Here is a 24711-nt window from a genome sequence, read left to right on the forward strand (position 1 = left end):
GGAGAAGGGCATGGCGGGAGACTGGTCGGACCTCACCAAGCGCGTCGCGCGCGGCATCGCCGAGGTCAAGAAGACCACGGGGTCGGAGCTCGTTGCCGAGGGCCAACCCGTGCCTCTGGCCGGGCGGATCGCCGGGCCGGTCCTGCAGCATCGCCGGCGCAAGGCCGAGGGCACGCATCGCTTCGTGCTAATCCTGCCCTTCGGCGAGGGCGAGGTCCGTGTCGAGCTCGACCCCAAGGATTACGCCGCATTGACCCGCGAGATGGTGCGGTTCTGGAACGAACAGGGCGAGGCGGCATCGCAGCCGCCAGTGCCGCTCAAGGAGGACGAGGCCTGATGGCTCACTGGCTGATCAAATCCGAACCGTCCGTCTGGTCCTGGGACGACCAGCTCAAGGCCGGCGCGAAGGGCACGCATTGGGACGGGGTTAAGAACCACACCGCCAAGCTCAACCTGATGGCGATGAAGAAGGGCGATCAGGTCTTCTTCTACCATTCGAACGAAGGGCTCGCGGTCGTCGGCATCGTCGAGGTCATCAAGGAAGCCTATCCGTGGGAAGACGCGGGGCCGCCCTGGGTTCTCGTCGATTTCAAGGCGGTGAAGCCGTTGCCGAAGCCGATGACACTGGCCGACGTCAAGACCGAGCCGAAGCTCGCCAAGATGTCGCTGGTCACCTCCTTCCGCCTCTCGGTCCAGCCGGTGACGGACGAGGAATGGGACATCGTCTGCAAGATGGGCGGTCTCTGACCGCTCAGCGCCGGTAATACGCCGCAAAGGGCGGATACTCAGCCAGCGCGCGTGGCCGGTATTGCAGCATCTTGTCGAGGATCGGCACGGCAGGAGCCTGCAGGCGCGGCTCGACAGACGCTGCCATCCGCGCCGGTTGCGGCTGGAATTCGTGGAGAACGAAACCCTCCCGCGTGCCCTCGCTCCAGGGCAGCCATGAGGTCTTGCGCTCGTCATGCTGCTGGCCGAGCGCGTCGGGCCTGAGTTCCGCGATCAGCCGCGGCTCGACGGTGAGCGGATGCGCGATCGCCTGCGCCTCTGCGATCATCCAGCCGAGCGACAGGTCCGACAATCCCATCTTCAGGCCGTAGCCGCCGCCGATATCGGTGTGCACGCCGGCGAACCAGACCTGCCTGATCTGTCCGGGCGGGGCCTGCGTCTCGTCCCAGAGTTCGGGCGCGAAGACTTCCCGGTTCTCGTCGATGGCGAGCGCGTGGCGGCCATGCGCGACCTGCCGGTTGAGGGTGGCGTCGTGGAATTTGTGGCGTCCGGGCATGCTGCCGATCGCCGGGAGACCAAGCGCGCGCACCGTATCCCAGACCCCGACGAAGAAAGGCGGTGCCGGCTGCGTGCCGTGGCGGCTGCGGAACGCAGCCGCGGCCTCGGCCCGGGCAGCGTCATCCTTGACCATGTAGACGTCCTTGACCGCGCTGGATGCGAGCGCCCTCACCTCCGCGGCCTGGATCGCATCGGTGAAACCGTCCCAGCGCATCACCTTGGCGAAACCGCCCGGCACGCCGCAGAGCGCCAGCACCCCGCCGAGGCTGCGCACCGTGTAGGCGCCGCGGCTGAAGCCGAACAGGAAGATGCGGTCGCCCGGCCTGTAGGCGCAAAGCAGCGCGGCATAGCAGTCGATGATGTTGTCGGTGATGCCGTAGCCGGTCGCCTGGGCGAGCCAATCCTTGAGGCGGCGGAACGGGCCGCGAATCTCGCCCTCGTCCGGGTTGGAGCCGAGACCGGGATCGTAGAAGCAGATCTGCCCGGCAGGGTCCGCCTCTCGCGTCGCCATGAACAGGCGGTAGACACTCGTCCAGTTGATCGGGTTCGCGCCGCCGGCCTGCCCCGTCCCGTCGGAGAAGATGCAGATATTGCGCGCCATAAAGCCCTCCACAGGCGCCGCACCCTACCATGTGATGAGACGATCCGGGGATGTTTTGCCCGAGAGTCATGCTCCGGACGCCTGCCCCTGCCACGAAAGTGCGACGCACAATGGGTTGCCGCGCCGCCTGCGCAACCTATGATGCGGCGAATTCAAAGGAAGCGATGTCCGGCCTGCTCGCCAGAGTCGACGGACCAACGCAACACAGACGGCCGAAGTCTGGGGAGACGCCCGAATGTCCGATACGATCTACGACGTGCCAGCCGGCTGGTCCGAGAAAGCATGGGCGAACGACGCCCGCTATCAGGAAATGTACGCCGCCTCGATCGCGGACCCAGAGACATTCTGGGGCGAGCACGGCAAGCGGATCGACTGGTTCAAGCCCTACACCAAGGTCAAGAACACCAGCTACGAGCCGGGCAAGGTCTCGATCAAATGGTACGAGGACGGCACCACCAACGTCGCCCATAACTGCATCGACCGCCATCTCGCAACGCGCGCGGACCAGACCGCGATCATCTGGGAAGGCGATAATCCCAGCGAATCGAAGACGATCAGCTACGGCCAGCTCCACACCGAAGTCTGCAAATTCGCGAACGTGCTCAAGGCCAACGGCGTCCAGAAGGGCGACCGCGTCACCATCTACCTGCCGATGATCCCCGAGGCCGCCTATGCGATGCTCGCCTGCGCGCGCATCGGCGCGGTCCATTCGGTGGTGTTCGGCGGCTTCTCGCCCGATTCGCTGGCGAGCCGCATCGAGGATTCCGATTCGAAGATCGTGATCACGGCCGATGAAGGCCTGCGCGGCGGCCGCGCCGTTCCGCTCAAGAAGAACGTCGACAGCGCCGACGGCAAGGTGAAAGGCGGTATCGGTACCGTCATCGTGGTCAAGCGCACCGGCGGCAACGTCGCAATGAAGCAGGGCCGCGACCTCTGGTATCACGAGGAGGCCGCGAAGGTCTCCGACGTTTGCCCGGCGGCCGAGATCAATGCGGAAGACCCGCTCTTCCTGCTCTACACATCGGGCTCGACCGGCAAGCCGAAGGGCGTGCTGCACACCACGGCCGGCTACCTCGTCTATACCGCCATCACCCACCAATACGTCTTCGACTACCATGACGGCGACATCTACTGGTGCACCGCCGATGTCGGCTGGGTGACCGGCCACAGCTACATTCTCTACGGACCGCTCGCCAACGGCGCGACGACGCTGATGTTCGAGGGCATCCCGACCTATCCGTCGATCTCCCGCTTCTGGGAGGTGATCGACAAGCACAAGGTCAACACCTTCTACACCGCGCCGACCGCGATCCGCTCCCTGATGGGCGCCGGCGAGGAGCCGGTGAAGAAGACCAGCCGGGCGTCGCTGCGCCTGCTCGGCTCGGTCGGCGAGCCGATCAACCCGGAAGCCTGGGAGTGGTACCACCGCGTCGTCGGCGACCGCCGCTGCCCGATCGTCGACACCTGGTGGCAGACCGAGACCGGCGGCATCCTGATCACGCCGCTGCCGGGCGCGACGAAGCTGAAGCCCGGCTCGGCCACCCGGCCCTTCTTCGGCGTCAAGCCGGAGATCGTCGATGCCGAAGGCAAGGCGCTGGAAGGCGCCTGCGAGGGCAACCTCGTGATCGCCGACAGCTGGCCCGGCCAGATGCGCACGGTCTATGGCGACCACCAGCGCTTCATGGACACCTATTTCGCGACCTATCCGAATAAATACTTCACCGGCGACGGCTGCCGGCGCGACGCGGACGGGTACTATTGGATCACCGGGCGCGTCGACGACGTCATCAACGTCTCAGGCCACCGCATGGGCACGGCCGAGGTCGAATCGGCACTGGTCGCGCATCCTTCCGTCTCGGAGGCTGCTGTCGTCGGCTATCCGCACGACATCAAGGGCCAGGGGATCTACGCCTATGTCACGCTGATGACTGGCGAGACGCCGAGCGAAGACCTGCGCAAGGAACTCGTCGCCTATGTCCGCAACGAGATCGGCCCGATCGCCTCGCCGGACCTGATCCAGTTCGCGCCCGGCCTGCCCAAGACCCGTTCCGGCAAGATCATGCGCCGCATCCTGCGCAAGATCGCCGAGGACGAGTTCGGCGCGCTCGGCGACACCTCGACCCTGGCCGATCCCGCCGTCGTCGACGACCTCATCGAGAACCGCCAGAACAAGCGCAAGGCAGGCTAGCAGGGAACTGGCGTTTTCTCCTCGACCACACGCCGTCATCCCGGATGCAGCGAAGCGGAGATCCGGGATCCATCGTAGAGCTCCGGAGCCCTATGATGGATCCCGGATCGGCGCGGCTTTGCCGCTTGTCCGGGATGACGGCGAGATTTTTCGGCGAGAGCCCTATTTACAGCGCCGCCGCCACCACCTCGATCTCGACCTTGAACTCGGGCCGCGTGAAGCCCGAGACGATCATCAGGGTCGAGGCCGGCGGCGGGCTGGCGACGTGGCAATCGCGCGATTCCATATAGCCTTTCATATGGGCGCGGTCGGTGACATAGGCGTTGATCCGCACGATGTCCGCGAGCGTCATCCCAGTCTCTGCAAGGATCGCGGCGATGTTGGCGAAGCAGAGATCAGCCTGCGCCCGCGCGTCCTCCGGCACGGTCCCGTCTGCGGCGACGCCCAGCTGCCCCGAGCAGAAGACGAATCGCTGGCCCGGCGGCACTTCCATGCCATGACTGTAGCGGGCGAAGGGCGGAGCGATCGCGGCGGGGTTGAGCGGCTTCATGCGGACGGTCTCCAGAATCGGGCCGACTATGCCCGCCCACATCTTAGGGAACCAGAGCCGGCATCGCGGGTTCGCATCGCGCCCGGCCTGCGCTAGACCATGCTCATGCCGCGTTCATTGAGTTGCTGTGATAGTGACGCAAAGTTCGGCTGACCGAGATCGGAACCCGCACCGCATGACGACGATGCAGACCGCCACGCCTGCCGCCCTGACCCGGGTGGTCGCCCTGCTTCCCCTGCTGGCCCTGACGGCCTGTGCCGGTTCGCAGCGTTTCACCGGCCCGATGATGAACCCGCCCTCATACGGCCAGCCCGCCCTGTCCTCGGCCCCGCCCGTCTCTTCGGCGCCGATCACGTCGGAGCCGCTGCCGCCGCCCGGCGGCTATCCGGCGGCATCCGCTCCCCCGCCAGGTGGAGGCCCCCTGCCCGCACCGCAGGACCCGTTCTTCGATCCCAGCGCCGGCGCCCCGCCGCAGGGCCAGCCTTTGCCGCCGACCGGCCAGCCCGAGCAGGCGCCCGGCCTGCGCGGCAGCAACAATCAGGTCGCGGGCCTCGGCCCCAGCGCCACGGCGCCGCGCCCGGCCGCAGGTCGCGACAGCATGGTCGGCGGCTGGACGGCACGCGAGGCGACCGGCGGCTCCTGCCGCGTTCAGCTTTCGAGCACGCCGACGCTGGATCTCTATCGCGCCAGCTCGTCGGGCTGCGCCAACAAGGATCTACAGAGAATCTCGGCGTGGGATTATCGCGACGGCGAGGTCTATCTCTACCAGCAGGGCGGCACCGTAGCGGCACGGCTGCGTGCCGGCAGCGGCAGCGCTCTCGATGGTGCCGTGACCAAATCCGGTGCGGCGCTGTCCCTCAACAGGTAAGGCGCGGGAAGCGCAGGCCAGGCCGTCTAAGCCCGCTCTGCGCTTCGAGCCCAGCCTGAGCTCACGCGCCGAACGCGCGGGCGAGCAGCGTTGTCGGCCAGAAATTCTTCTGGATCGACAGGGCGATGGTCGCGAAGCCGGCAGCATTGTCCAACGCCTCGTCGAGGATCGTGAAGGGCGTCGGGCCTGCGGTCGTGATCACGCCTTCGACATCGGCATAGCCGCCGACGAGATCCGCCTCGAACTTGGCCGCGAGCCGACGCATGGCGACATTCTCCGGCAGGCAGGTCATGTAGAGCGTGCGGATGCCGCGGTTGCGCGATGCCGTGATCAGGCGCCCGAACAGCTTCGTGCCGAAGCCGCGACGGCGCCAGCCGCTCTCGACGCTGAAAGCGGCCTCCCCCGTCTGCGCCACGATATCGTCGAGGCCACGCAATTCGGCGGCGCCGCGAACGATTCCGTCCTCGACATAGGCATAGACGAGCCCGCCCACGCCGAAGGTCGTCGCCGCATAGTTCTCGAGGAATGCGTCATTGACCGCCGTGCCGAAGCGCTGTTGACGGGTCACCGGATCGAGCCGGAGCAGGTGTTCCCGCCGCAGATCGCGCTCGGTCGGCCATAGCCGTCGGATCACGCCAGCGCCGGCCTTGGTGCCAGCGAATTTCGAACGAACCAATTGTCTTCTCCTGAACAGCGCAAACAGCGCGCTACCGACCAGGAGGCGTATCTTCCCTAAGACGTCTCAGATTGTGCATGATTCAGGCGATTGCAAGACAGTCTATCTGCGGCATTTTCGCCGTAGCGAACCAGGAATCGTACCTGAACAGCTTGGTCTCATGCACAAGAAGCATGGCGATTGGGCATTATGAGCTTGAGGATGGCTCGAAAAAAAGCACTACAACCCCGCCAAACGTCGTGCGATAATTTCGCCAAGACCCCGATGACGGCGCGTCCGGCATGAGCTAAGTTGCGTGCTCCCGGTCACTCATACTTGAAGCTCCATGTTCGATCGTCGCAAGCCTCCTGCTGCCCAGCCCTTCGTCACGCACGAAAATATCGAAGCCAAGGTCAAGTGGTTCGACCCCGAGAAGGGGTTCGGTTTTGCATCGCCCGCCGATGGGTCGGGCGATGTCTTCCTGCATGTCTCCGCGATCGGCCCGCTCGATCAGCAGGATCTGCTGCCAGGCGCCACCATCGTCGCCGATCTCGGTGAAGGTCGCCGCGGCCTGCAGGTCGTTGCGGTTCACGAGATCGACGCCTCCACCGCAACCCAGACGACACCGGCTCCCCGCGCTTTCTCGCCCCGCCCGCCCCGCGATGATTTCGGTGGCGGCGGCTATGGCGATAGGGATCGTGGCGGCTTCGGCGGCGGCGATCGTGGCGGCTATGGCGGCGGTGATCGCGGCGGCTTCGGCGGCGGCGACCGCGGCCCTCGCGGCGGCGGCTTCCATGATCGCGACAGCGGTCCGGTCGAAGGCCCCTTCGATGGCGCCGTGAAGTTCTTCAACTCGGATCGTGGCTTCGGCTTCATCGCTCCGGACAAGGGCGGCCCGGACGTGTTCCTGCATGTCTCGTCGCTGAGCCGCAGCGGCCTTCAGGCGCCGATCGACGGGCAGCGCGTGCGCTTCTCGGTCCGCGCCGGCCGCAAGGGTCCGGAAGCCGCCAACGTCAGCTTCATCTGACGGCTTCCATCGCCTCGAAAGATTGAAGGCCCGCCATTGGCGGGCCTTTTCTTTTGATCGGACCTGTGAGGTTTCGGAGCGAGCCGGCTAAGCGGCGCGCTCCGGGCACCCTATCAGTGGCTGTGATCGTCGCCTTCGAGGCCGCCGATATGCTTCTGGGTGTAGAGTTCGAGGCCGATGCGTCCGATCAGGTCGAGCTGAGTCTCGAGGAAGTCGATATGGCCTTCCTCATCCTTCATCAGCGCCTTGAACAAATCCTCGGACGGGTAATCACCCACTTCGCGGCAGTAACGGGCGGCTTCCTGATAGAGCGAGCGCGCTTCCACCTCGGCCTTGAGGTCGCATTCGATCACTTCCTTGACGTTCTCGCCGATGCGCAGCTGGTCGAGCGTCTGCAGATTCGGGAAGCCGTCGAGGAAGAGGATGCGGTCGACGAAACGGTCGGCATGGACCATCTCCTCGATCGATTCCTTCTTCCAGGTCTTGGCCATTTCCTTCAGCCCCCAATTGTCGAGCATCCGGTAATGCAGCCAGTACTGGTTGATGGCGGTGAGCTCCGAGCGCAGCCCCTTGTTGAGATATTCGATGACCTTCTTATCGCCCTTCATGGCGGAGCACCCCGATGCACTACATTAGAATGATCCTAATGTATTCACGCCGGGCCCGAAAGGGAAGAGCGAAAACACCGTCCCACCAATGAATGAGCGAATGGAGCGGACCGGCGCCTCAGGCAGCCGCCGCCACGTCCTCTGCGAACTCGATGCCCTCGAGCATGCGCTCGACCGTGACATGCACGGCGCACTCGATCTCGCGGCTGGCGCAGCTGTTGCACTGCGTCGCGCAGGCGGCCCGTGCCTCGGCCAGGATGGTGCGAACTTCGCGCGCGCAACGTCCGCAGTTCGGGCTGCAGCCGAGGCAGTCATAAGCCTCGCCAGCCGTACGCGGCCCACTGCCGTCAGGGGCGATGGTGCCCTTGATCTGCCGGCAGGAGATAACGTTGCAGGAGCAGACGATCACGCGTGATGGCCTACCACGCGCTTGGTCTCGATCTCCTCGCCATCGGCGCGGCGCAGCCGCACGATGACTTCGACCGAGGAGATCAGCATGCCTTCCGGCGCTTCCGGCAGGCCCGAGACGTGGATGGTCGAGCCGGGGATGTCGGTGACGGTCTCGTCGTCCTCGTTGTAGAAATGATGATGCTCCGACACGTTGGTGTCGAAGAAGGTCTTCGGCCCGGAGACCGAGACCTGGCGCAGCAGGCCGGCTTCGGAGAACTGGCGCAGCGTGTTGTAGACGGTTGCAAGCGACAGCGGCTCGCGCGCGCGGATCGCCTCCTCATAGAGCATTTCCGCGCTGACATGGCGGTCGCCCTTGGCGAAGAGCAGCCAGCCCAGCGCCATGCGCTGGCGCGTCGGGCGCAGGCCGGCCGAGCGCAGACGGGCCTTCACGGCGCTGATCGGGCACGAGGCCGGGTTTTTCTGCGGCCACGGAATGTGGTCGCCCGCCACCGGCTTGTGATCCTGATCCTTGTTCGTCAGAACGCTCATCGATAACGCCTTCCACTACGCCGGTCGCCCCGGCCACGTAGTTTAGAAAACATCTAAACTACTGATATTACTGCTATATTTGGCAAGATCGATGTCAGTTGTCAATCGTTCCGACTGCGGCATCCGGCAGCGGCCCACAGCCGGCCGATCACGAAATCGCGGTCACGCCCAGGCGCCCCGAGAGAAAGCCGGCCCCGCCACGCTCAGTGCCGCGTCAGTGCCCGCCGCCGGCTCCGGCGGCCGCCGCCTTGGGTGGCTTGCGCAGGAAGACGGACAGCACGACCAGGCTCGCGAAGATCACCGTCAGGCCGAGGAAGACGTCGCCGAACGCCATGATCAGGGCCTGCTTGTGGACGCGCTGGTTGATCAACGCCAACGCCATTTTCTCGGCGGCATCGCCATAGTCGCCGAAGCGCTGGATGGTGTTGGCGAGCGCCTCCTCGGCCACCTGCCGCCCGGACACGACCATCTCGTGAAGCCGCATGATGTGCAGATCGGTGCGGGTGTTCAGCAAGGTGTTGATGACGGCGAGCCCCACCGCGCCGCCGAGATTGCGCGTGAGGTTGTAGAGGCCCGAGGCGTTCTTGAGCTGCTGCGGCGGCAACGACCCCAGAGCGACGTTGTTGATCGGCACCATGCACAGCATCAGCGAGCAGCCGCGCAGGATCTGCGGCACGAGGAGCTCGTGGAAATCCCAGTCGGCCGTGATGAACGAGGCCCACCAGGTGCCCACCGCGAAGCCGCCGAAGCCGATCATCATCATGATGCGCGGATCGAGCTTGGCCGAGAGCCGCCCCGCGATCGGAGCGGTCAGGAACATGGACAGGCCCGTGACGAACATCGTCTCGCCGATCATCAGCGCGTCGTAGCCGCGCACGCGCCCGAGATAGACCGGATAAAGATAGGTCAGGCCGTAGAGGCCGATGCCCATGCAGAAGGAGAACAGCGAGCCGAAGGCGAAGTTGCGGTTCCTGAAGGCGTAGAGATCGACCAGCGGATCCTCGCGCGTCAGCGCCCGCCAGAAGAACAGCACCGCGCCGAAGACCATCACGACCGAGAAGAATACGATCTCGTGGCTCTGGAACCAGTCGAGCCGCGTCCCCTCCTCCAGCACATATTCGAGGCTGCCCAGGAAGGCCGCCATGCCGGCGAGGCCCAGCCAGTCGAAGCGCTTGATCAGGCTGTGGTCGGGCTTGTCAAAGTCGATCAGCGTCCAGGCCGCGATCGTCACGCCGATGCCGGGCACCACGTTGACGAGGAACAGCCAGTGCCAGGAGAAGGCATGGCTGAGATAGCCGCCGATGGTCGGGCCGATCGTCGGCGCCAGCGTCGCGACGAGGCCGATCAGCGGCGAGACGATCGGGCGCTTGGCGGGCGGGAAGATGGTGAAGGCCGCGGCGAAGACGCCGGGAATCATGCCGCCGCCGATGAAGCCCTGCACGGCGCGCCACAGGATCATCTCGTTGATCGAGGTCGACTGCGCGCAGAGCACGCTGGAGATGGTGAAGCCCGCAGCGGCGATCGAGAAGAAGACGCGCGTCGACAGCGCCCGGCTGAGATAGCCGGAGAGCGGAATCATGATCACTTCCGCGATCAGATAGGCCGTCTGCACCCAGGCGATCTCGTCGGCAGAGGCCGACAGGCCGGCCTGGATCTCAGCCAGCGAAGCCGAGACGATCTGAATGTCGAGGATCGCCATGAACATGCCGAACACCATCGCCAGGAAGGCGAAGATGCGGCGCATCGGGATGGCGTCCGGGGCCGGCGGCGCTCCCGCCGGCGCGTTCATGGTCGCGGTGGCCATGACGGCCTCCTGGGGATGGGCTCAGCGCTGGCTGGCGGGGCGCGGATCGATCGACACCACGACCGACATGCCCGGCCGCAGCACATGCTTGCCGGTCGATTCCTTGTCGAGCGCGATACGCACCGGCACGCGCTGCACGATCTTGGTGAAGTTGCCGGTCGCGTTGTCGGGTGGCAGCAGCGTGAAGACCGAGCCGGTGCCGCCGGCGATGCCGCTGACCGTGCCGTGGAAGACCTGCCCCGGCAGGGCATCGATCGTGATGCTCGCCTTGTCGCCGACCTTTAGCGGCCCGACCTGCGTCTCCTTGAAGTTCGCGTCGACATAAATCTGGTCGAGCGGCACGATCGACATCAGCCGCTTGCCGGCGCTGACGAGGTCGCCGAGCTGGAGATTGGTGTTGGCGACGACACCGTCGATCGGCGCGGCGATCTTGGTGAAGGAGAGGTCGCGCTCCGCCTTCTGCTCGGCGACCTTGAGTTCGTCGATCTGGCGGGCCGCTTCGACGCGCTGCGCCTCCAGCACCTTGATGTTGGCCTGCGCCTGCATGACGCCGGCCTTCGCGCTCGCCAGCGACGCGATCGCCTGGTCGCGCCCGGCTGTCGCGGCGTCGAGGGTGGCCTGCGAGCCATAGGACTTGGCGGCGAGGCTGTTGGCGCGCTCGAAATCGGCGGCCGTGCGGGTCACCGCCGCCTCGGTGGAATTCTGCTGCGCCTGCGCCTGCACCAGCGCCGCGCGCCCGGCTTCGATCTGGCTGTCGATGCGCGCGAGCGTCGCCTGCGCCGTCGCGGTCTTGGCGCGGGCGCTTTCGAGCGCGATGCGCCAGTCGCCATCGTCGAGCGCGGCGAGAGGCTGGCCGGCCTTGACCTGCTGGTTCTGCACGACCGAGACGGTCGCGATGTTCGCCGCGAGCTTGGCCGACACCGTCGCCATCTCGGCGCCGACATAGGCGTCGTCGGTCGAGATGATGAAGCGGCCATTGCGCCACCAATCGATGCCGTACCACAGGCCGGCGCCGAGAGCTGCGACCGCTGCCACGGTCAGGAGGCCGCGCTTCAGCGGGCTCTTCTTGGCCTTGTTATCGGCGGCCTCCGCGGCAGGCGGGGCGTCCTTGGCCTGCGGCTCGCGTGCCTCGCGGGCGGTGGCAGGGTCGGCTGGCTGGGCGGTTTCGGCCTTGGCGTCGACCAGCTTCAGCCGGTCGCGGCGCAGTTCTGATGCGGTTTCAGCAGACATCGTGCGTCCTGCATGTCAATTCGAACCACCTGGTTCGATTGCGCTTGAAATAGCGCGGGCGATAATGCATATCAAGTCAAATCGAACCGGTTGGTTCGATTCTTTTTTCGCAGTTGCCATGCAGTGTCCGCAGGGCGGGCCAGGAAGTGATGTCAGAAACCTCTGAACCCACGGTGAAGACGGGCCCGCGCAATCGCCGGATTGCGGGCGCCGATCCGGACAAGCACCGCCAGATTCTCGACGGCGCGTTGCAGATCTTCACCTCGCGCGGCTTCGACGCCGCCAGCATGAACGACATCGCCGCGGCGGCCAATGTTTCGAAGGGCACGCTCTATGTCTACTTCCAGGACAAGGAGCATCTCTTCGTCGCGCTGATCCAGCGCGAGCGCGAGGCGCAGAAGCGCGGCGCGATCGAGGCCCTGAACGAGGATTCCGATCCGGTGCGCGCGCTGGGCAATTTCGGCCGGTGCATCGTGCGCATGATCAATGCCGAGCTGGCGGTCAGCGCGCATCGCGTCGTCATCGGCGTCGCCGAACGCATGCCCGATCTCGGCCGGGAATTTTACGAGAACGGGCCGATGCTCGGCTCCCGGCTCATCGCACGCTATCTCGACCGCATGGTCGCCGAGGGCAAGCTCGCGATCGACGACACCTATCTCGCAGCCGTCCAGTTCCTCGATCTCTGCCAGGCCACGCTGACGCGCCCACGCCTGTTCAACGCGGTCCGCACTCCGCCGAGCGACGAGGAGATCCGGCGCGTCGTCGCCTCGGCGATCGAGATGTTCATGGCGCGCTACGCCACCAAGCCGCAGGGCTGACGCCAAACGGGCTTCAAGCGGCGACCTGCTTTGCCCGGATGCGCTCGCGATGAGCCGTATAGAGGCCGGATCCCGCGATGATCACGGCGCCGACGAAGGTCCAGACATCCGGCAGCGTCGCGAACAGGAAGAAGCCGAACAGCGCCGCCCAGAATAGCTGGATGTAGGAGAACGGCGCCAGCAGCGACGCGCCGGCGAAGCGGAAGGCGATGATCACCAACCAGTGCCCCGCCGTCGAGACCGCGCCGATGAACAGGCCGACCAGTGCGATCTCCCAGGTCGGCGTGACCCAGTGCAACGGCAGCAGCAGCGTCATCAGCAGCGCGCCGAAGACCGTCGAATAGGTCACCGTCGCGATCGGGCTCTCGGTGCCGCTCATCAGCCGGGTGATGATGAGCGAGAACGCCCAGCTCAGCGACGAGCAGACCGGCAGCAGCGACGCCGGCTGGAACCCCGCCCCGCCCGGCCTCACCACGATCAGCACCCCGATCAAGCCGATGAGGGTCGCGAGCCAGCGCCGCCAGCCCACCTTTTCGCCGAGCAGCGGGATCGACAGCGCGGTGACGAACAGCGGCGCGACGAAGCTCGTCGCCGTCGCATCGGCGATCGGCAGGAACTTCAGCGACGAGACGAACAGGATCGACGAACCGATGATGCCGACGCCGCGCAGCAGATGCATGCCCGGGCGCTGAGTCCGCAGCGAAACGGAGCGGCCCTGCCAGGCGATGATGATCAGCAGGAAGAAAGCAGAAGTGATGTAGCGCAGCCAGACGATGTGCAGCGCCGGCACGCTCGCGGCGAGGTATTTCGACGCCGCATCGCCCGCCGACAGGAAGATCGTGGCGAGCAGCATGATGCCGATGCCGAGCAGGCCGTTGTCGCGCCGGAGCGAGGCAGCGGGTGTGGCAGGCACAGGCTCGGGTCCGGGAGAGAAGGGCTGCGGCAATGTCTTGGCGGGATTTTTATGATTACGACGCAGCCTAATCGTTTTGATCGGCATCCCGCTGCGCAAAGAAGGCAGGTTCTCCATGCACCGGAGGGCCTCTCGGCCCGGATGCCTCAAAAAGAAAAGGCGGGCACGAAGCCCGCCTTCCTCAAATGCCGGTCTAGCCCGTTCAGGCCGCCTGCTTGCGCGGCTGGATCAGCTTGCGGTTGACCAGTACCTCGGCGATCTGGATCGCGTTGAGTGCCGCACCCTTGCGCAGATTGTCGGAGACGCACCAGAAGGCGAGCCCGTTCTCGACCGTCGAGTCCTCGCGGATGCGCGAGATGTAGGTCGCGTCCTCGCCGGCCGCCTCGTGCGGGGTGATGTAGCCACCCGGCTCATGCTTGTCGATCACGAGGATACCCGGCGCCGTGCGCAGCACTTCGCGCGCCTCGTCGGCGGTGATCGGCTTCTCGCATTCGATGTTGACCGACTCGGAATGGCCGATGAAGACCGGCACGCGCACGCAGGTCGCGGTCAGCTTGATCTTCGGGTCGAGGATCTTCTTGGTCTCGACCATCATCTTCCACTCTTCCTTGGTGAAGCCGTCCTCCATGAAGACGTCGATCTGAGGAATGAGATTGAAGGAGATGCGCTTGGGGAACTTCTTGGTCTCGACTTCGCCGGCCGAGAACACGGCGCGGGTCTGGTTGAAGAGCTCGTCCATGCCTTCCTTGCCGGCGCCGGAGACCGACTGATAGGTCGACACCACGACGCGCTTGACGCCGAAGCGATCATGCAGCGGCTTCAGCGCCACGACGAGCTGCGCGGTCGAGCAGTTGGGGTTGGCGATGATGTTCATCTTGGTGAAGCCGGCAGCCGCCRCGGCGTTCACCTCCGGCACGATCAGCGGCACGTCGGGATGCGTGCGCCAGGCCGAGGAATTGTCGATGACGACGGCGCCCTGCGCGCCGATCTTCGGCGACCAGACCTTTGACACCTCGCCGCCGGCCGACATCAGGCAGATATCGGTGTCGGAGAAATCGTAATGCTCGAGCGCCTTGCACTTCAGCGTCCTGTCGCCGAAGGAAACCTCGGTGCCGATCGAACGGGACGATGCCAGCGCCACGACCTCGCCGACCGGGAAGGCGCGCTCTGCGAGAATGTCCAGCATCTCGCGGCCCACATTGCCGGTTGCACCGACCACTGCGACCTTGAAGCTCATGATGTTATCCTTTGCGGATGAAAGCGGTTCGGGTCTCCCTTTGGGGCCGCCCCGCCCAGTCCTCGGGCGGGTTCGGCAATCTGCCCCCGCCGGGGGGAGATGGACCCGGAACCGAGGCGAAGCGTCAGCGCGACGTACCGGCTTTCCCGGTCGTCGTTTTGGTCGTGAGTTTCGTCGTCTGACGGACAGTCACAGAGCCAATCCCGAAGGGCTGAAAACTTCGCTCGCGGCGCATCGCTGCACCACGGCCCTGTCAGAACACCCGCCGCGCGAAAAAGTCAATCTCCCCCTGACGATCCGGCAAGCGCCGGCCATTAACCCTGCTCGTTGACCGAACGTTCATGCTGCCGACCGATCGGCATCGGCCGGTAACCGCCCGGCGACTCTTCGCGGCCAGCCTGCGCCCCGAACGAAGGGCGAGCCGCCGTGACGCGGCATGGGAATGGTGGTTCGCGTTTGCATTGGGTCGATGTGGTGTCGAGGTTGCAGGCAGGGCTCGATCGGCTCAGGCCGTGGCTCGCCCGTGCCCTTGCCATCGGCCGCAACATCACGGCGCGCATCGCCGGGATCGACGCCGTACCGCTCCTCATCAGCTGTGCCGACCGCATCGAAGCCAGCTTCCGCTGGACCCTGCGGCTCGGCCGTCATCTCCTGCCACGCCGCGGACTCGGCCTGACGGGAGCGCTCGCCTGGCGCTGCGCGGCAGCGCTGGGCGGCATCGGCATGACAGCCATCCTGGTCACCGGCCTTTCGGCCAAGGACGAAGATCAGCCGAGGCTCGCCAGCCTTGCCCTTCCTTCCGCAAATCCCATGGCTCAGGGTGCAGCAACCCCACGCCGGCCACGCCAATCTGCCACTGCGGAGGATTGGGTCGCGATCCCCCGCCCCATGGCGATGTTCAGCCTGGAGGCTTCAGAACTCGGCCGGGAAGCCCCGTCTCTCGAAACCCGACGCAGCCAGGACGGCAGCCGGCGTGAGGATCTTCTGAGCTTCGGCAGCTTTGCCGAGCCGAAAGCGCATCTCGTTCTGCGCCTCGCCACCGGAGAGGGCGCCGCCGCCGGCAGCCGCTCCTTCATGGTTGCGCTGGTGCATGACACCGCTCAGCGTGGACACGCCATCGAACGCAGCAGCGCTCCCATCCCGACCGAGACCCGGTTCGGCCCATTGGAAACAGCCGATGTCGTCCTGGGCGAAGGCGCGGAAAGCCGCTCCTGCGTCGCCTTCCGCACGCCGCCGGGCGAAGCGACCTTCGCGATGAGCGGCTGGTGGTGCGCCGCGTCCAAGCCGAGCGATCGCCGGCAGCTGACCTGCCTCATCGACCGGCTCGATCTTGCCAATGCCGGGGCCGATCAGGAGTTGCGCGCCGTCTTTGCCAGCAGCGAGCTCAAGCGCCAGCCGGGTTGCGCCCCGCCACGCCTCTCGGCCAGTGGCCCGAAAACCTCCTGGCTCGACGTCGATGGCAACCTGCCGGCCCTGCGGATGAAGACCGCCAGCGCCGATCCCGCGCGCCCCGCCAGCGAGATCCGCAGGAATCGCGACAAACCGGCTCGACGCCAGCCCTGACGCTCCGCGAAACTCATCGGCGCTAACAAAGTTGTTAACGACAGCGCGCTACTCTTTGCGCCGGATTAAGGATGCTTACATCGAGTGGGTGCATCCACTCCCGGAGATCGCCGCCATGACGCCGTTCAAGCGTGTTGCCACTGCCCTCACCATCGCTCTGGCGGCATCGACCGTCATGACCACCATCGCCGAGGCCCAGAGCCGGCGCGGTCCCCTGCGCGTCACCATCCAGAAGCGCAGCTACTTCGACGCCGGCAACGTCGTTCCCGTCGGCTCGCTGAACCGCTACGCCAACCAGCACAGCTATGCCTCGCCGGTTTATGCCAGCACCGGCGAGCTCTATGGCGAAGGCACTCTGCCCGGCCGCATCGGCGCCGGCGTCAACCCGTTCGCCAATACCTTCGCGACACCGCGCTTCTGAGCCAGCGTCATCACGTGCGTGCTGCGGCGCGCACGGGATGACGCATGTCGTTCAGGGCAACGCCTTGAGATAACGCACCGGCCGCCCCGGCGCGGCCGCGTTCGCGGCATGGACGATCGCATTCGCGTCGATGCCGAAATGCCGGTAGAGATCGGCAACCGTGCCGGTCTGGCCGAAATGCTCGACGCCGAGCGCCTTCTGCCTGTGGCCATGGACGCTGCCGAGCCAGGCCAGGGTCGCCGGATGCCCGTCCAGCACCGAGACGATGCCGCAATCGCGTGACAATTCGCCGAGCAGCCGCTCGATATGGCTCGTCGCCGCAGCGTTGCCGCGCTGGCGCGCCCGTTCCGCCGCCTGCCAGCCGGCATTGAGCCGGTCTGCCGAGGTGATGGCGAGCAGCCCGACATCGCGCCGGTCCTCGCTGAGCAGCCCGACGGCCTCGATCGCCTCCGCCGCGACGGCACCCGTATAGGCGACGACGACCGAGGCGTTCGGCCCCGGCTTCCTCAGCCAATAGGCGCCGTCGATGATATCGAGCTCCAGCTCCGGCGTCATCTTGCGCTGCGGCTGCTCGACCTGTCGGGTCGAAAGACGCAGATAGACCGAACCGCCGGTCTCGTCGCGCAGCCAGGTCCGCTCGTCCGGATCGCCCTCGCCGTCGCGCTGCATGTAGTCGAAGGACCAGCGCATCATCACCGCGAGCTCGTCGACGAAGGCCGGCTCGAAGGCGCAGAGCCCGTCCTGGCTCATGCCGATCAGCGGCGTCGCGATCGACTGGTGCGCGCCGCCCTCCGGCGCCAGCGTCACGCCGGACGGGGTCGCAACGACCATGAAGCGCGCGTCCTGGTAGCAGGCATAGTTCAGCGCATCGAGCCCACGCGAGATGAAGGGATCGTAGAGTGTGCCGATCGGGATCAGCCGCTCCCCGAAGATCGAATGCGAGAGGCCGAGCGCCGAGAGGTTGATGAACAGGTTCATCTCGGCGATGCCGAGCTCGACATGCTGCCCCTGCGGCGAGAATTCCCATTTCTGCATAGAGGGAATGCGCTCGTCCTTGAAGGTGTCGGCCATCGACGCCTTGGCAAAGAGCCCGCGCCGGTTCACCCACGGCCCGAGATTGGTCGAGACGGTGACGTCCGGCGCCGTCGTGACGATGCGGTCGGCCAGCGGCCCGCCCGCCTTGGCGAGTTCGTCGAGCACCTTGCCGAAGCCCATCTGTGTGGACATCGTCGCCTGGATGCCGGACGGCAGCGTCGCCGGGACCGGCAGCTTGGCGGCGGAGAGGCGCCGGCGGCCCTGCGAGAAGAACGGCACCTTGTCGAGGAAGGCCCGGACCTCGCTTTCGGGCATCCCCAGCCCCTCGAACAGATCCCATTCATGGCCGGGGCGAACGCCGTTCGCCTTGCGGAAGCCGTCGAGCTGCTCCTTGGTCATCAGCCCGGCATGGTTGTCCTTATGCCCGGCCAGCGGCAGGCCGAAGCCCTTCACGGTATAGGCGAGGAAGCAGACCGGCCGGTCATGGTCGATGCCCTCGAAGGCCTCGAGGATCGACGGCAGGTCGTGGCCGCCGAGATTGCACATCAGCTTGGAAAGCTCGGCGTCGGAACGCTTCTCGATCAGCTTGGTCACCGGGCCCTGGTCGCCGAGATCGTCCATCAGGCGCTTGCGCCAGGCTGCGCCACCCTGGAAGGTCAGTGCCGAATAGAGCTGGTTCGGGCAGGAATCGATCCAGGCCTTCAGCCGGTCGCCGCCCTTCTCCTTGAACGCCGCCTGCTGCAGCGAGCCGTATTTCAGCGTCACGACATCCCAGCCGAAATTGCGGAACATCGTCTCGAAGCGGTCATAGAGCCCCTCGCGGATGACGGCATCGAGCGACTGGCGGTTATAGTCGATGATCCACCAGGTATTGCGCAGGCCGTGCTTCCAGCCCTCCATCAGGGCTTCGAAGATGTTGCCCTCGTCGAGCTCGGCATCGCCGATCAGCGAGACCATGCGGCCTTCGGGCCGATCCTTCGCCCAGCCATGCGCCTTCACATAGTCCTGCGTTAGGGAGGAGAACAGCGTCTGCGCGACGCCAAGGCCCACTGACCCCGTCGAAAAATCGACGTCGTCGATGTCCTTGGTGCGGGAGGGATAGCTCTGCGCGCCCTTGTAGCCGCGGAAATTCTCGAGCTTCTCGCGCGTCTGCAGGCCCATCAGGTAATTGATGGCGTGGAAGATCGGCGAGGCATGCGGCTTCACCGCCACCCGGTCCTGCGGCTTCAACGCGGCCATGTAGAGAGCGGTCATGATGGTGGCGAGAGAGGCCGAGGAGGCCTGATGGCCGCCGACCTTCATGCCATCGTCGCTCGCGCGGATATGATTGGCGTTATGGATCGTCCACGACGCCAGCCAGAGAATCTTCTTCTCCAACTCGGCAAGAAACGGCAGGCGCGGATCGTTGGTTGTCATTGTTTTGGCCCGAACTCCCCAGTGCAGCCGATCATGCACGGAAGCTCTGGCAGGACGAACCAAATTTCAGTGTGGAGCCAGCCTTCTTTGGCGGCTTCCACCACGATAGCCCGGGGAACCGCCGGAAATCACCAAAACGAGTGCCCGGCCGGCGGCCCCGAATGCCGGCTACTTGTCGATCTGCGCGATGCGGTCGAGCGCCGCGGCGAAGCCGGTCAGCGTGACGTTGAAGGAAACCGGCTCGTTGTTTCCCAGGTTGAGCGCCGCCACCGTCAGCATCTTGCCGGACTTCATCGCGTCCGTCGCAACCGTCGGGAAGGAGATCGGCAGCAGGCAGCCCTGTGCCATGCAGGTCGAGAAGCGCAGGCCCTGCCCGAGATCCTTGTCGTCGAGCCGCAGCACCGCGCCGCTCTCGAGCTTCATACCGAACGGAAACAGGATCGTACCCTCGGCCCGTCCGTCCTTCGGTGTGCGCAGCTCGATGGCGAAGACGCGCTGCCCGGTCTGGCTGTTGCCCTGCGATTGCAGCAGGACGCAGAGGCGCTGGCCATTGGCAATCCGGCAATCGACCGTCCAGTCGCCAAAGGTCTCGTTGATCGCGGTGGCACCGTTCGGCAGCGTCGCGGCCTGTGTGGCAGGCTGGCTGATGGCCGGAGCGGACGGCTGAGCCTGCGCGACCGGCTGGGCCGGCTTCGCCGGCGGCTTGGGGGCCGGACGCGGGGCGGCGGGACGCTGCGGCGCGGCAGGGGCTGCCTGGGGAGCAGGCTCCTCCTGGGCCCTCAGCACGGGCGCAGCGGCGAGGGAGCCGATCACGAGGGCGGCGGCAAACGAGACGGTCTGAAGATGATGGCGATGCATGTCGGTACGTTCGGCTGAAGATGTCGGCAGCGGTATTGCAGAAACTCTTCGAGAGAGGAAGGCGAAATCGCGCACCGCCTTCAATAAAGCGACGTCTATCTCTCGACATCCAAGCAAGTTTTACATTTTAACGAATTGAATGTGGAATATATCTGCAACGAATACGGCGCGCGGAGCTTCTGCGCCGCGCCCACGCCCCCTGCCTCTAGGCTTCGCAGAGCACGGCATGGACGCCCTGCGGCTGGCGGGCGCGGCGGATCGCATCGCGCACCTCCGGACGTTGGAGGCGCCGGGCGACGCAGGCCAGCGCATTGAGATGCTGCCCCTGCGCGGCATCGGGCGTGAGGATCAGGCAGACGATATCGACCGGTTCGCCATCGACCGCTTCGAAATCCACTGGCTTGGCCAGGCAGGCGAGCAGGCCGATCGGCGCGGACAGGCCGGCGACGGGAGCATGAGGCATGGCGATGCCGCCACCGATTCCGGTCGAACCCAGGGCTTCCCGGCGCTTCAGGGCGGAGCCGATGACCTCGCTCGCCGTGCCGATGAGCCCGGCCGCATGCTGCGAGAGGCGATCCAGGCATTGCTCCTTCGACGACACCTTGAGCCCGGTCAGGATGGCACCGGGCGTGATCAGATCGGACATCTTCATCGCCGTCAGTCGCTCTCGCGCAATCGGTAGCCGACGCCTGGCTCGGTCGTGATGTAGTGCGGCTGCTCGGGAACCGGCTCGATCTTCTGGCGCAGCTGCCGGATATAGACACGCAGATACTGCACGTCCTCGTTGCCACCCCAGACCTCCTTCAGCAGATGCCGATGGGTCAGGACCTTGCCGGCATGCTGCACCAGCGCCCGCAGGATGTCGTATTCCTTGGGCGAGAGCTTCACCTCGGCACCGCCGACCTGCACGATCCGGCGCACCAGATCGACCGAGAGCTCGCCCGTGCGGAAGATCGGCTTCTCGCCCTGCTGGTGCAGCTTGTGGCGCAATGCCACGCGCAGCCGCGCCGCCAGCTCGCGCATACCGAAGGGCTTGGTAACGTAATCGTCGGCCCCGGCTTCCAGCGCCTGGACGATGCCGGCCTCGTCGGTGCGGCTCGACAGGATGACGACGGGCAGCGTTCGTCCCTCGCCGCGCCAGAGGCGCAGGAGTTCCTGGCCGGTCATGTCCGGCAGGCCGAGATCGAGCAGAACCAGATCGGGCGCCTCGGCATTGATCCGTGCGATCGCGTCCTTCGCGTTGACGGCCTCGCTGATCGTATAGCCCTCGGTCCCCAGCCCGACGCGCAGCAGCTTGCGGATCGGCGGCTCGTCGTCGACGACGAGCACCCGGACGGCCATCGTGGTCATGGCAATACCTTCATTTGGTGAGCCTCGGGTGGGATCGGCATGCGGATCGTGAACACCGCGCCCTGCCGGTCCCTGCGGTTGGCCGCGGTGATCGTCCCGCCCATCGCCTCGACGAAGCCGCGGCAGATCGCGAGGCCAAGCCCGGTGCCGGCGCGGACCTGATCGCCCTTGCCGACGCGGTAGAAGCTGTCGAAGATCCGTTCGAGATCGGCCGGCGGGAGGCCCGGCCCTTCATCGAGAATATCCAGCACCACCACCTCGCCTTCCGAGCGGGCGCGGACCCCGATCGTCGTGCCGTCCGGCGCGTATTTGGCCGCGTTGTCGATCAGATTGAACAGGACCTGGTCGAACAGCACGGGGTCGAGCCGCAGCATCGGCAGGTTCGGCGCCAGGGACAGGTCGATGCTGTGCCCGCGCGTAATCTTGCCGGCGCGCCGCAGCGCCGCGCCGACGACGTCACCGACATCGAGCAGGGCATAATTCGGCTCCATCGCGCCGGCCTCGATCCGCGTCATGTCGAGCAGGTTGGCGATGAAGCGGTTGAGTCGCTCGGCCTCCTCGACCACCGTGCCCAGCAGCTCGGAGCGGTCTCCTTCGGGAATGGCCTTGCCGTAGTCGCGCAGCGTGCCGGCTGCGCCCATGATCCCGGCGAGCGGTGTCTTGAGATCATGAGAGATCGAGGTCAGCAGCGCCGAGCGCAAGCGGTCCGCCTCGGCAGCGAGCTTCGCCTTGTCGACGTCGGCAGCGAGCTGCACCCGCTCGATCGCGATCGCCGCCTGATCGGCCAGCGCGTCGAACAGGCGCTGCTGCTCGGTCGTCAGCAGCGCGCCTGGCTTGTCGCTGTCGAGCCCGATCACGCCGATGGCGCCCCGCCCGGTTCGCAGCGGCAGATAGAGCCGTTTTGCGCCGGGCAGCGTATCGGCGCCGCGCCCGGCCGGGCGATCATGCTCCCAGGCCCAGTGGGCGGCGGCGATGTCGGCATCGACCAGGCTGTCGTCGGGCGGATAGCCGGCCCTGACCGCGATGCTGTTGGCTTCCGGCAGCAGGATGACCACGCGCACGCGCAGCATCGCCGCGATCTGGTAGGCGCTCGCCCAGAGCACGTCGTCGAGCGTACCGGTCCCGGCGAGCTTGCGCGAGAACAGGTAGAGGTCTTCGGTCGTCCGCGCCCGCTGGCGTGCCGCCGCCGCCTGGCGCTGGACACGGGCGGTGAGATTGCTCGCGATCAGGGCGACCACCAGGAAGAAGGCGAAGGCGAGCACGCTTTCGGGGTCGCTGATGTTGAGGGTGTAGAGCGGCGGCAGGAAGAAGAAATTGAAGGCCAGCGCACCGATCACCGAGGTGAACAGCGCCGGCCACAACCCCGCCGTCACCGCCGAGGTCAGCACCGCCATCAGGAAGACGAGCGCGATATTGCGAACGTCGAGAAACAGGTTGAGCAATGTGCCGAGGCCGGCGGCCGCCGCGACGAAGACGATGCCCGCGAGATACGGCCCCGGCTCGATCCGGCGCTGGCCCGCGGATTTGGCGATCCGGACTTCCTCGGCACCCGCCTCCTGCCCCGGAATCACGTGGACGCTGATGTCGCCGGCGCCACGGATCAGCGCCTGCGCGACCGAGTCGAACAGGACCTCCCGCCAGCGCGAGACGCCCGGCGAGCCGATGACGATATGGCTGACATTCTTGGAGGTGGCATAGCGCAGCACCTCGTCAACGACGGTCTCCCCCGGCAGGATCACCGCCTCGCCGCCAAGCTGCTCCGTGAGCCGCATCGCAGCGGAGAGCCTGTCCTTCTCGGCTTCCGAGGGTCCGGCGCGGCCGGGCGCCTCGATATGCAGCGCGGTCCAGGATGCCTTCAGCTTCTCGGCGAGCCGCCGGGCATGGCGCACCAGCGAAGCGGCCCGCGTGCTGCCGTCGATGCAGACGATCAGCCGGTCGCCCGCCGCCCATGGTCCCGGAATCGCATGCGCCTGCATATGGCTGAGCAGCTGGTCGTCGACCCGCTGCGCCGTGCGCCGCAGCGCCAGCTCGCGCAGCGCCGTCAGGTTGCCCGGCGAGAAATAATTGGAGACGGCGCGCTTGGCGGTCTCCGGCAGATAGACCTTGCCCTCGTCGAGCCGCTTGATCAGGTCCTCAGGCGTGAGGTCGATGATCTCGATCGCATCGGCCCGGTCGATGATGGAATCCGGCACGGTTTCCCGCACGCGGATGCGGGTGATCTGCGCGACGACGTCGTTGAGGCTCTCGACATGCTGGATGTTGAGCGTGGTGTAGACGTCGATGCCGCGCTCGATCAGCTCGAGAACGTCGAGATAGCGTTTCGGATGGCGGCTGCCCGGCGCGTTGGTGTGAGCCAGTTCGTCGACGAGGACGAGCGCCGGCCGCCGCGCCAGAACCGCATCGAGGTCCATCTCCTCGACGCTCTGGCCGCGATAGGCGACCTCGACCCGCGGCACCACCTCATAACCCTCGATCAGCGCCTGCGTCTCGTGCCGGCCATGCGTCTCGACGATGCCGATGATGACGTCGACGCCCTCGGCGCGACGGGCCCGGCCGGCCAACAGCATCTCGTAGGTCTTGCCGACGCCGGGCGCGGCACCGAGGAAGATCTTCAGCCGGCCACGCATCCCGCCGCGGACCTGCTCCAGCAGCGCATCCGGCGAAGGCCTTGGCGGCTCGGTACGAAGCTCGTCCGGCATGGGTAGACAAAAATCCTCAAAAGGCGCGGCGGCAGGATCGCTCCGGCCACCGCGCTCTTCCTTAGCGTTATTTCGCCGTGCCCGCATCGAGAGCGAGATTGAGCTTCAGCACGTTGACCACCGGCTCGCCCAGGATGCCGAACTGCCGCCCCTCGACATGGGCCGCGACGAGGCTGCGCAGATCGGCCTCGCCGACCCCCCGCGCCTTGGCGACACGCGGCACCTGGAAGTAAGCCGCCTCCGGCGAGACATGCGGATCGAGCCCGCTGGCCGATGTCGTCACCAAATCCATCGGCACGGCGGCTTTCGGGTTCTCCTCCTTCAGCGTCGCGACATCGCCCTTGATGCGTTCGGTCAGCTTCGGATTGGTCGGGCCGAGATTGGAGCCGCCGGAGCTCGTGGCGTTATAGCCGTCACCAGCTGCCGAGGGCCGGCCGTGGAAATAACGTGCATCAGCGAAGGACTGGCCGATCAGCTCGGAGCCGATCACCTTGCCGTCCTTCTCGATCAGGCTGCCTGCGGCCTGGCGTGGGAACAGCGCCTGGGCGAGCCCGGTCATCGCCAGCGGATAGGCGAGACCGGTGATGGCGGTGAGTGTAACGATCATCACGATCGCGGGGCGGATATGCTTCAGCATGGCTGGAATC

General features: G+C 66.2%; 24 protein-coding genes. 8 read left to right on the plus strand and 16 right to left on the minus strand.

Features of this window, described 5'->3' with window-relative positions; all coding sequences use genetic code 11:
• The first annotated feature begins 10 nt into the window (after nt 1-10).
• Together AC1DVA_RS11760 and AC1DVA_RS11765 are read left to right on the plus strand one after the other, a co-directional pair.
• Complete coding sequence (locus AC1DVA_RS11760; protein WP_265050264.1) at nt 11-337, plus strand: hypothetical protein; 327 nt, start codon at nt 11-13, stop codon at nt 335-337.
• Nucleotides 337-747, plus strand: coding sequence for an EVE domain-containing protein (locus AC1DVA_RS11765; RefSeq protein ID WP_476806015.1), 411 nt, complete (start codon nt 337-339; stop codon nt 745-747). The genes AC1DVA_RS11760 and AC1DVA_RS11765 overlap by 1 nt, the downstream gene beginning before the upstream one ends.
• A gap of 4 nt (nt 748-751) precedes the next feature.
• On the opposite strand, the gene AC1DVA_RS11770 is transcribed toward AC1DVA_RS11765, so the two are convergent.
• Nucleotides 752-1885 carry a DUF2235 domain-containing protein gene (locus tag AC1DVA_RS11770; RefSeq protein WP_476806016.1) on the minus strand — a complete coding sequence of 378 codons (1134 nt, stop codon included), beginning with the start codon at nt 1883-1885 and terminating at the stop codon, nt 752-754.
• Between the two features lie 235 nt (nt 1886-2120).
• On the opposite strand from AC1DVA_RS11770, the gene acs reads away from it, so the two are divergent.
• The gene (gene acs / locus AC1DVA_RS11775) at nt 2121-4073 is read left to right on the plus strand and encodes an acetate--CoA ligase (RefSeq protein WP_265050267.1); all 1953 of its coding nucleotides are present in this window, start codon (nt 2121-2123) and stop codon (nt 4071-4073) included.
• A 166-nt stretch (nt 4074-4239) separates the two neighbouring features.
• Here acs and AC1DVA_RS11780 read toward each other — a convergent pair whose 3' ends face one another.
• Complete coding sequence (locus AC1DVA_RS11780) at nt 4240-4623, minus strand: RidA family protein (RefSeq protein ID WP_265050268.1); 384 nt, start codon at nt 4621-4623, stop codon at nt 4240-4242.
• A gap of 175 nt (nt 4624-4798) precedes the next feature.
• Here AC1DVA_RS11780 and AC1DVA_RS11785 point away from each other — a divergent pair, with 175 nt between their 5' ends.
• Entirely contained in the window at nt 4799-5491 is a 693-nt protein-coding gene (locus AC1DVA_RS11785; RefSeq protein WP_442864840.1) for an AprI/Inh family metalloprotease inhibitor, read from the plus strand.
• Between the two features lie 61 nt (nt 5492-5552).
• Here the strand turns inward: AC1DVA_RS11785 and AC1DVA_RS11790 are convergent, their stop codons facing one another.
• Nucleotides 5553-6167, minus strand: coding sequence for an N-acetyltransferase family protein (locus AC1DVA_RS11790; protein ID WP_476806017.1), 615 nt, complete (start codon nt 6165-6167; stop codon nt 5553-5555).
• Between the two features lie 325 nt (nt 6168-6492).
• On the opposite strand from AC1DVA_RS11790, the gene AC1DVA_RS11795 reads away from it, so the two are divergent.
• The gene (locus tag AC1DVA_RS11795) at nt 6493-7173 is read left to right on the plus strand and encodes a cold-shock protein (protein WP_320109512.1); all 681 of its coding nucleotides are present in this window, start codon (nt 6493-6495) and stop codon (nt 7171-7173) included.
• A 113-nt stretch (nt 7174-7286) separates the two neighbouring features.
• Here AC1DVA_RS11795 and bfr read toward each other — a convergent pair whose 3' ends face one another.
• The 5 genes from bfr to AC1DVA_RS11820 form a co-directional block, all read right to left on the minus strand.
• Entirely contained in the window at nt 7287-7781 is a 495-nt protein-coding gene (gene bfr, locus AC1DVA_RS11800; RefSeq protein ID WP_265050270.1) for a bacterioferritin, read from the minus strand.
• Between the two features lie 118 nt (nt 7782-7899).
• Nucleotides 7900-8190 carry a (2Fe-2S)-binding protein gene (locus tag AC1DVA_RS11805; RefSeq protein ID WP_265050271.1) on the minus strand — a complete coding sequence of 97 codons (291 nt, stop codon included), beginning with the start codon at nt 8188-8190 and terminating at the stop codon, nt 7900-7902.
• Complete coding sequence (irrA, locus tag AC1DVA_RS11810) at nt 8187-8720, minus strand: iron response transcriptional regulator IrrA (RefSeq protein ID WP_265050272.1); 534 nt, start codon at nt 8718-8720, stop codon at nt 8187-8189. The genes AC1DVA_RS11805 and irrA overlap by 4 nt, the downstream gene beginning before the upstream one ends.
• Nucleotides 8721-8934: 214 nt before the next feature.
• Complete coding sequence (locus AC1DVA_RS11815; RefSeq protein ID WP_476806018.1) at nt 8935-10524, minus strand: DHA2 family efflux MFS transporter permease subunit; 1590 nt, start codon at nt 10522-10524, stop codon at nt 8935-8937.
• 21 nt (nt 10525-10545) lie between these two features.
• Entirely contained in the window at nt 10546-11754 is a 1209-nt protein-coding gene (locus AC1DVA_RS11820; RefSeq protein ID WP_265050273.1) for an HlyD family secretion protein, read from the minus strand.
• 149 nt (nt 11755-11903) lie between these two features.
• Here AC1DVA_RS11820 and AC1DVA_RS11825 point away from each other — a divergent pair, with 149 nt between their 5' ends.
• On the plus strand, nt 11904-12572 hold the full coding sequence (locus AC1DVA_RS11825) for a TetR/AcrR family transcriptional regulator (protein WP_265050274.1): 669 nt from the start codon (nt 11904-11906) through the stop codon (nt 12570-12572).
• Between the two features lie 13 nt (nt 12573-12585).
• Here AC1DVA_RS11825 and AC1DVA_RS11830 read toward each other — a convergent pair whose 3' ends face one another.
• Together AC1DVA_RS11830 and AC1DVA_RS11835 are read right to left on the minus strand one after the other, a co-directional pair.
• Nucleotides 12586-13485, minus strand: a complete 900-nt coding sequence (locus AC1DVA_RS11830; RefSeq protein WP_265050275.1) for a DMT family transporter — start codon at nt 13483-13485, stop codon at nt 12586-12588.
• A gap of 202 nt (nt 13486-13687) precedes the next feature.
• Nucleotides 13688-14722: an aspartate-semialdehyde dehydrogenase gene (locus AC1DVA_RS11835; RefSeq protein ID WP_476806019.1), complete on the minus strand. Its 1035-nt coding sequence runs from the start codon at nt 14720-14722 to the stop codon at nt 13688-13690.
• Between the two features lie 474 nt (nt 14723-15196).
• On the opposite strand from AC1DVA_RS11835, the gene AC1DVA_RS11840 reads away from it, so the two are divergent.
• On the plus strand, nt 15197-16285 hold the full coding sequence (locus AC1DVA_RS11840) for a hypothetical protein (RefSeq protein WP_476806020.1): 1089 nt from the start codon (nt 15197-15199) through the stop codon (nt 16283-16285).
• A gap of 115 nt (nt 16286-16400) precedes the next feature.
• On the plus strand, nt 16401-16706 hold the full coding sequence (locus AC1DVA_RS11845; RefSeq protein WP_265050278.1) for a hypothetical protein: 306 nt from the start codon (nt 16401-16403) through the stop codon (nt 16704-16706).
• Nucleotides 16707-16757: 51 nt separating this feature from the next.
• Here AC1DVA_RS11845 and AC1DVA_RS11850 read toward each other — a convergent pair whose 3' ends face one another.
• The 6 genes from AC1DVA_RS11850 to kdpC form a co-directional block, all read right to left on the minus strand.
• The gene (locus AC1DVA_RS11850) at nt 16758-19157 is read right to left on the minus strand and encodes a transketolase-like TK C-terminal-containing protein (RefSeq protein ID WP_265050279.1); all 2400 of its coding nucleotides are present in this window, start codon (nt 19155-19157) and stop codon (nt 16758-16760) included.
• Nucleotides 19158-19325: 168 nt separating this feature from the next.
• The gene (locus AC1DVA_RS11855; RefSeq protein WP_265050280.1) at nt 19326-20015 is read right to left on the minus strand and encodes an invasion associated locus B family protein; all 690 of its coding nucleotides are present in this window, start codon (nt 20013-20015) and stop codon (nt 19326-19328) included.
• A gap of 205 nt (nt 20016-20220) precedes the next feature.
• A complete protein-coding gene (locus tag AC1DVA_RS11860) occupies nt 20221-20661 on the minus strand; it encodes a PTS sugar transporter subunit IIA (RefSeq protein ID WP_265050281.1) in 441 nt (146 codons plus the stop codon).
• A gap of 11 nt (nt 20662-20672) precedes the next feature.
• The gene (locus AC1DVA_RS11865) at nt 20673-21365 is read right to left on the minus strand and encodes a response regulator transcription factor (protein WP_265050282.1); all 693 of its coding nucleotides are present in this window, start codon (nt 21363-21365) and stop codon (nt 20673-20675) included.
• Nucleotides 21362-24064, minus strand: coding sequence for a sensor histidine kinase (locus tag AC1DVA_RS11870; protein WP_265050283.1), 2703 nt, complete (start codon nt 24062-24064; stop codon nt 21362-21364). Before AC1DVA_RS11870 ends, AC1DVA_RS11865 begins: the two co-directional genes overlap by 4 nt.
• A gap of 67 nt (nt 24065-24131) precedes the next feature.
• Nucleotides 24132-24701, minus strand: coding sequence for a potassium-transporting ATPase subunit KdpC (gene kdpC / locus AC1DVA_RS11875; RefSeq protein WP_265050284.1), 570 nt, complete (start codon nt 24699-24701; stop codon nt 24132-24134).
• Nucleotides 24702-24711 lie beyond the last annotated feature (10 nt).

This window comes from Allobosea sp. P4_C6 (assembly GCF_056402015.1).

Excerpts from the sequence above, each read along its gene's own strand:
- AC1DVA_RS11760 (WP_265050264.1), top strand. The coding sequence starts at position 11 with ATGGCGGGAGACTGGTCGGACCTCACCAAGCGCGTCGCGCGCGGCATC.
- AC1DVA_RS11765 (WP_476806015.1), top strand. The coding sequence starts at position 337 with ATGGCTCACTGGCTGATCAAATCCGAACCGTCCGTCTGGTCCTGGGAC.
- AC1DVA_RS11770 (WP_476806016.1), bottom strand. The coding sequence starts at position 1,885 with ATGGCGCGCAATATCTGCATCTTCTCCGACGGGACGGGGCAGGCCGGC.
- acs (WP_265050267.1), top strand. The coding sequence starts at position 2,121 with ATGTCCGATACGATCTACGACGTGCCAGCCGGCTGGTCCGAGAAAGCA.
- AC1DVA_RS11780 (WP_265050268.1), bottom strand. The coding sequence starts at position 4,623 with ATGAAGCCGCTCAACCCCGCCGCGATCGCTCCGCCCTTCGCCCGCTAC.
- AC1DVA_RS11785 (WP_442864840.1), top strand. The coding sequence starts at position 4,799 with ATGACGACGATGCAGACCGCCACGCCTGCCGCCCTGACCCGGGTGGTC.
- AC1DVA_RS11795 (WP_320109512.1), top strand. The coding sequence starts at position 6,493 with ATGTTCGATCGTCGCAAGCCTCCTGCTGCCCAGCCCTTCGTCACGCAC.
- bfr (WP_265050270.1), bottom strand. The coding sequence starts at position 7,781 with ATGAAGGGCGATAAGAAGGTCATCGAATATCTCAACAAGGGGCTGCGC.
- irrA (WP_265050272.1), bottom strand. The coding sequence starts at position 8,720 with ATGAGCGTTCTGACGAACAAGGATCAGGATCACAAGCCGGTGGCGGGC.
- AC1DVA_RS11815 (WP_476806018.1), bottom strand. The coding sequence starts at position 10,524 with ATGGCCACCGCGACCATGAACGCGCCGGCGGGAGCGCCGCCGGCCCCG.
- AC1DVA_RS11820 (WP_265050273.1), bottom strand. The coding sequence starts at position 11,754 with ATGTCTGCTGAAACCGCATCAGAACTGCGCCGCGACCGGCTGAAGCTG.
- AC1DVA_RS11825 (WP_265050274.1), top strand. The coding sequence starts at position 11,904 with ATGTCAGAAACCTCTGAACCCACGGTGAAGACGGGCCCGCGCAATCGC.
- AC1DVA_RS11845 (WP_265050278.1), top strand. The coding sequence starts at position 16,401 with ATGACGCCGTTCAAGCGTGTTGCCACTGCCCTCACCATCGCTCTGGCG.
- AC1DVA_RS11850 (WP_265050279.1), bottom strand. The coding sequence starts at position 19,157 with ATGACAACCAACGATCCGCGCCTGCCGTTTCTTGCCGAGTTGGAGAAG.
- AC1DVA_RS11855 (WP_265050280.1), bottom strand. The coding sequence starts at position 20,015 with ATGCATCGCCATCATCTTCAGACCGTCTCGTTTGCCGCCGCCCTCGTG.
- AC1DVA_RS11860 (WP_265050281.1), bottom strand. The coding sequence starts at position 20,661 with ATGTCCGATCTGATCACGCCCGGTGCCATCCTGACCGGGCTCAAGGTG.
- AC1DVA_RS11865 (WP_265050282.1), bottom strand. The coding sequence starts at position 21,365 with ATGACCACGATGGCCGTCCGGGTGCTCGTCGTCGACGACGAGCCGCCG.
- AC1DVA_RS11870 (WP_265050283.1), bottom strand. The coding sequence starts at position 24,064 with ATGCCGGACGAGCTTCGTACCGAGCCGCCAAGGCCTTCGCCGGATGCG.
- kdpC (WP_265050284.1), bottom strand. The coding sequence starts at position 24,701 with ATGCTGAAGCATATCCGCCCCGCGATCGTGATGATCGTTACACTCACC.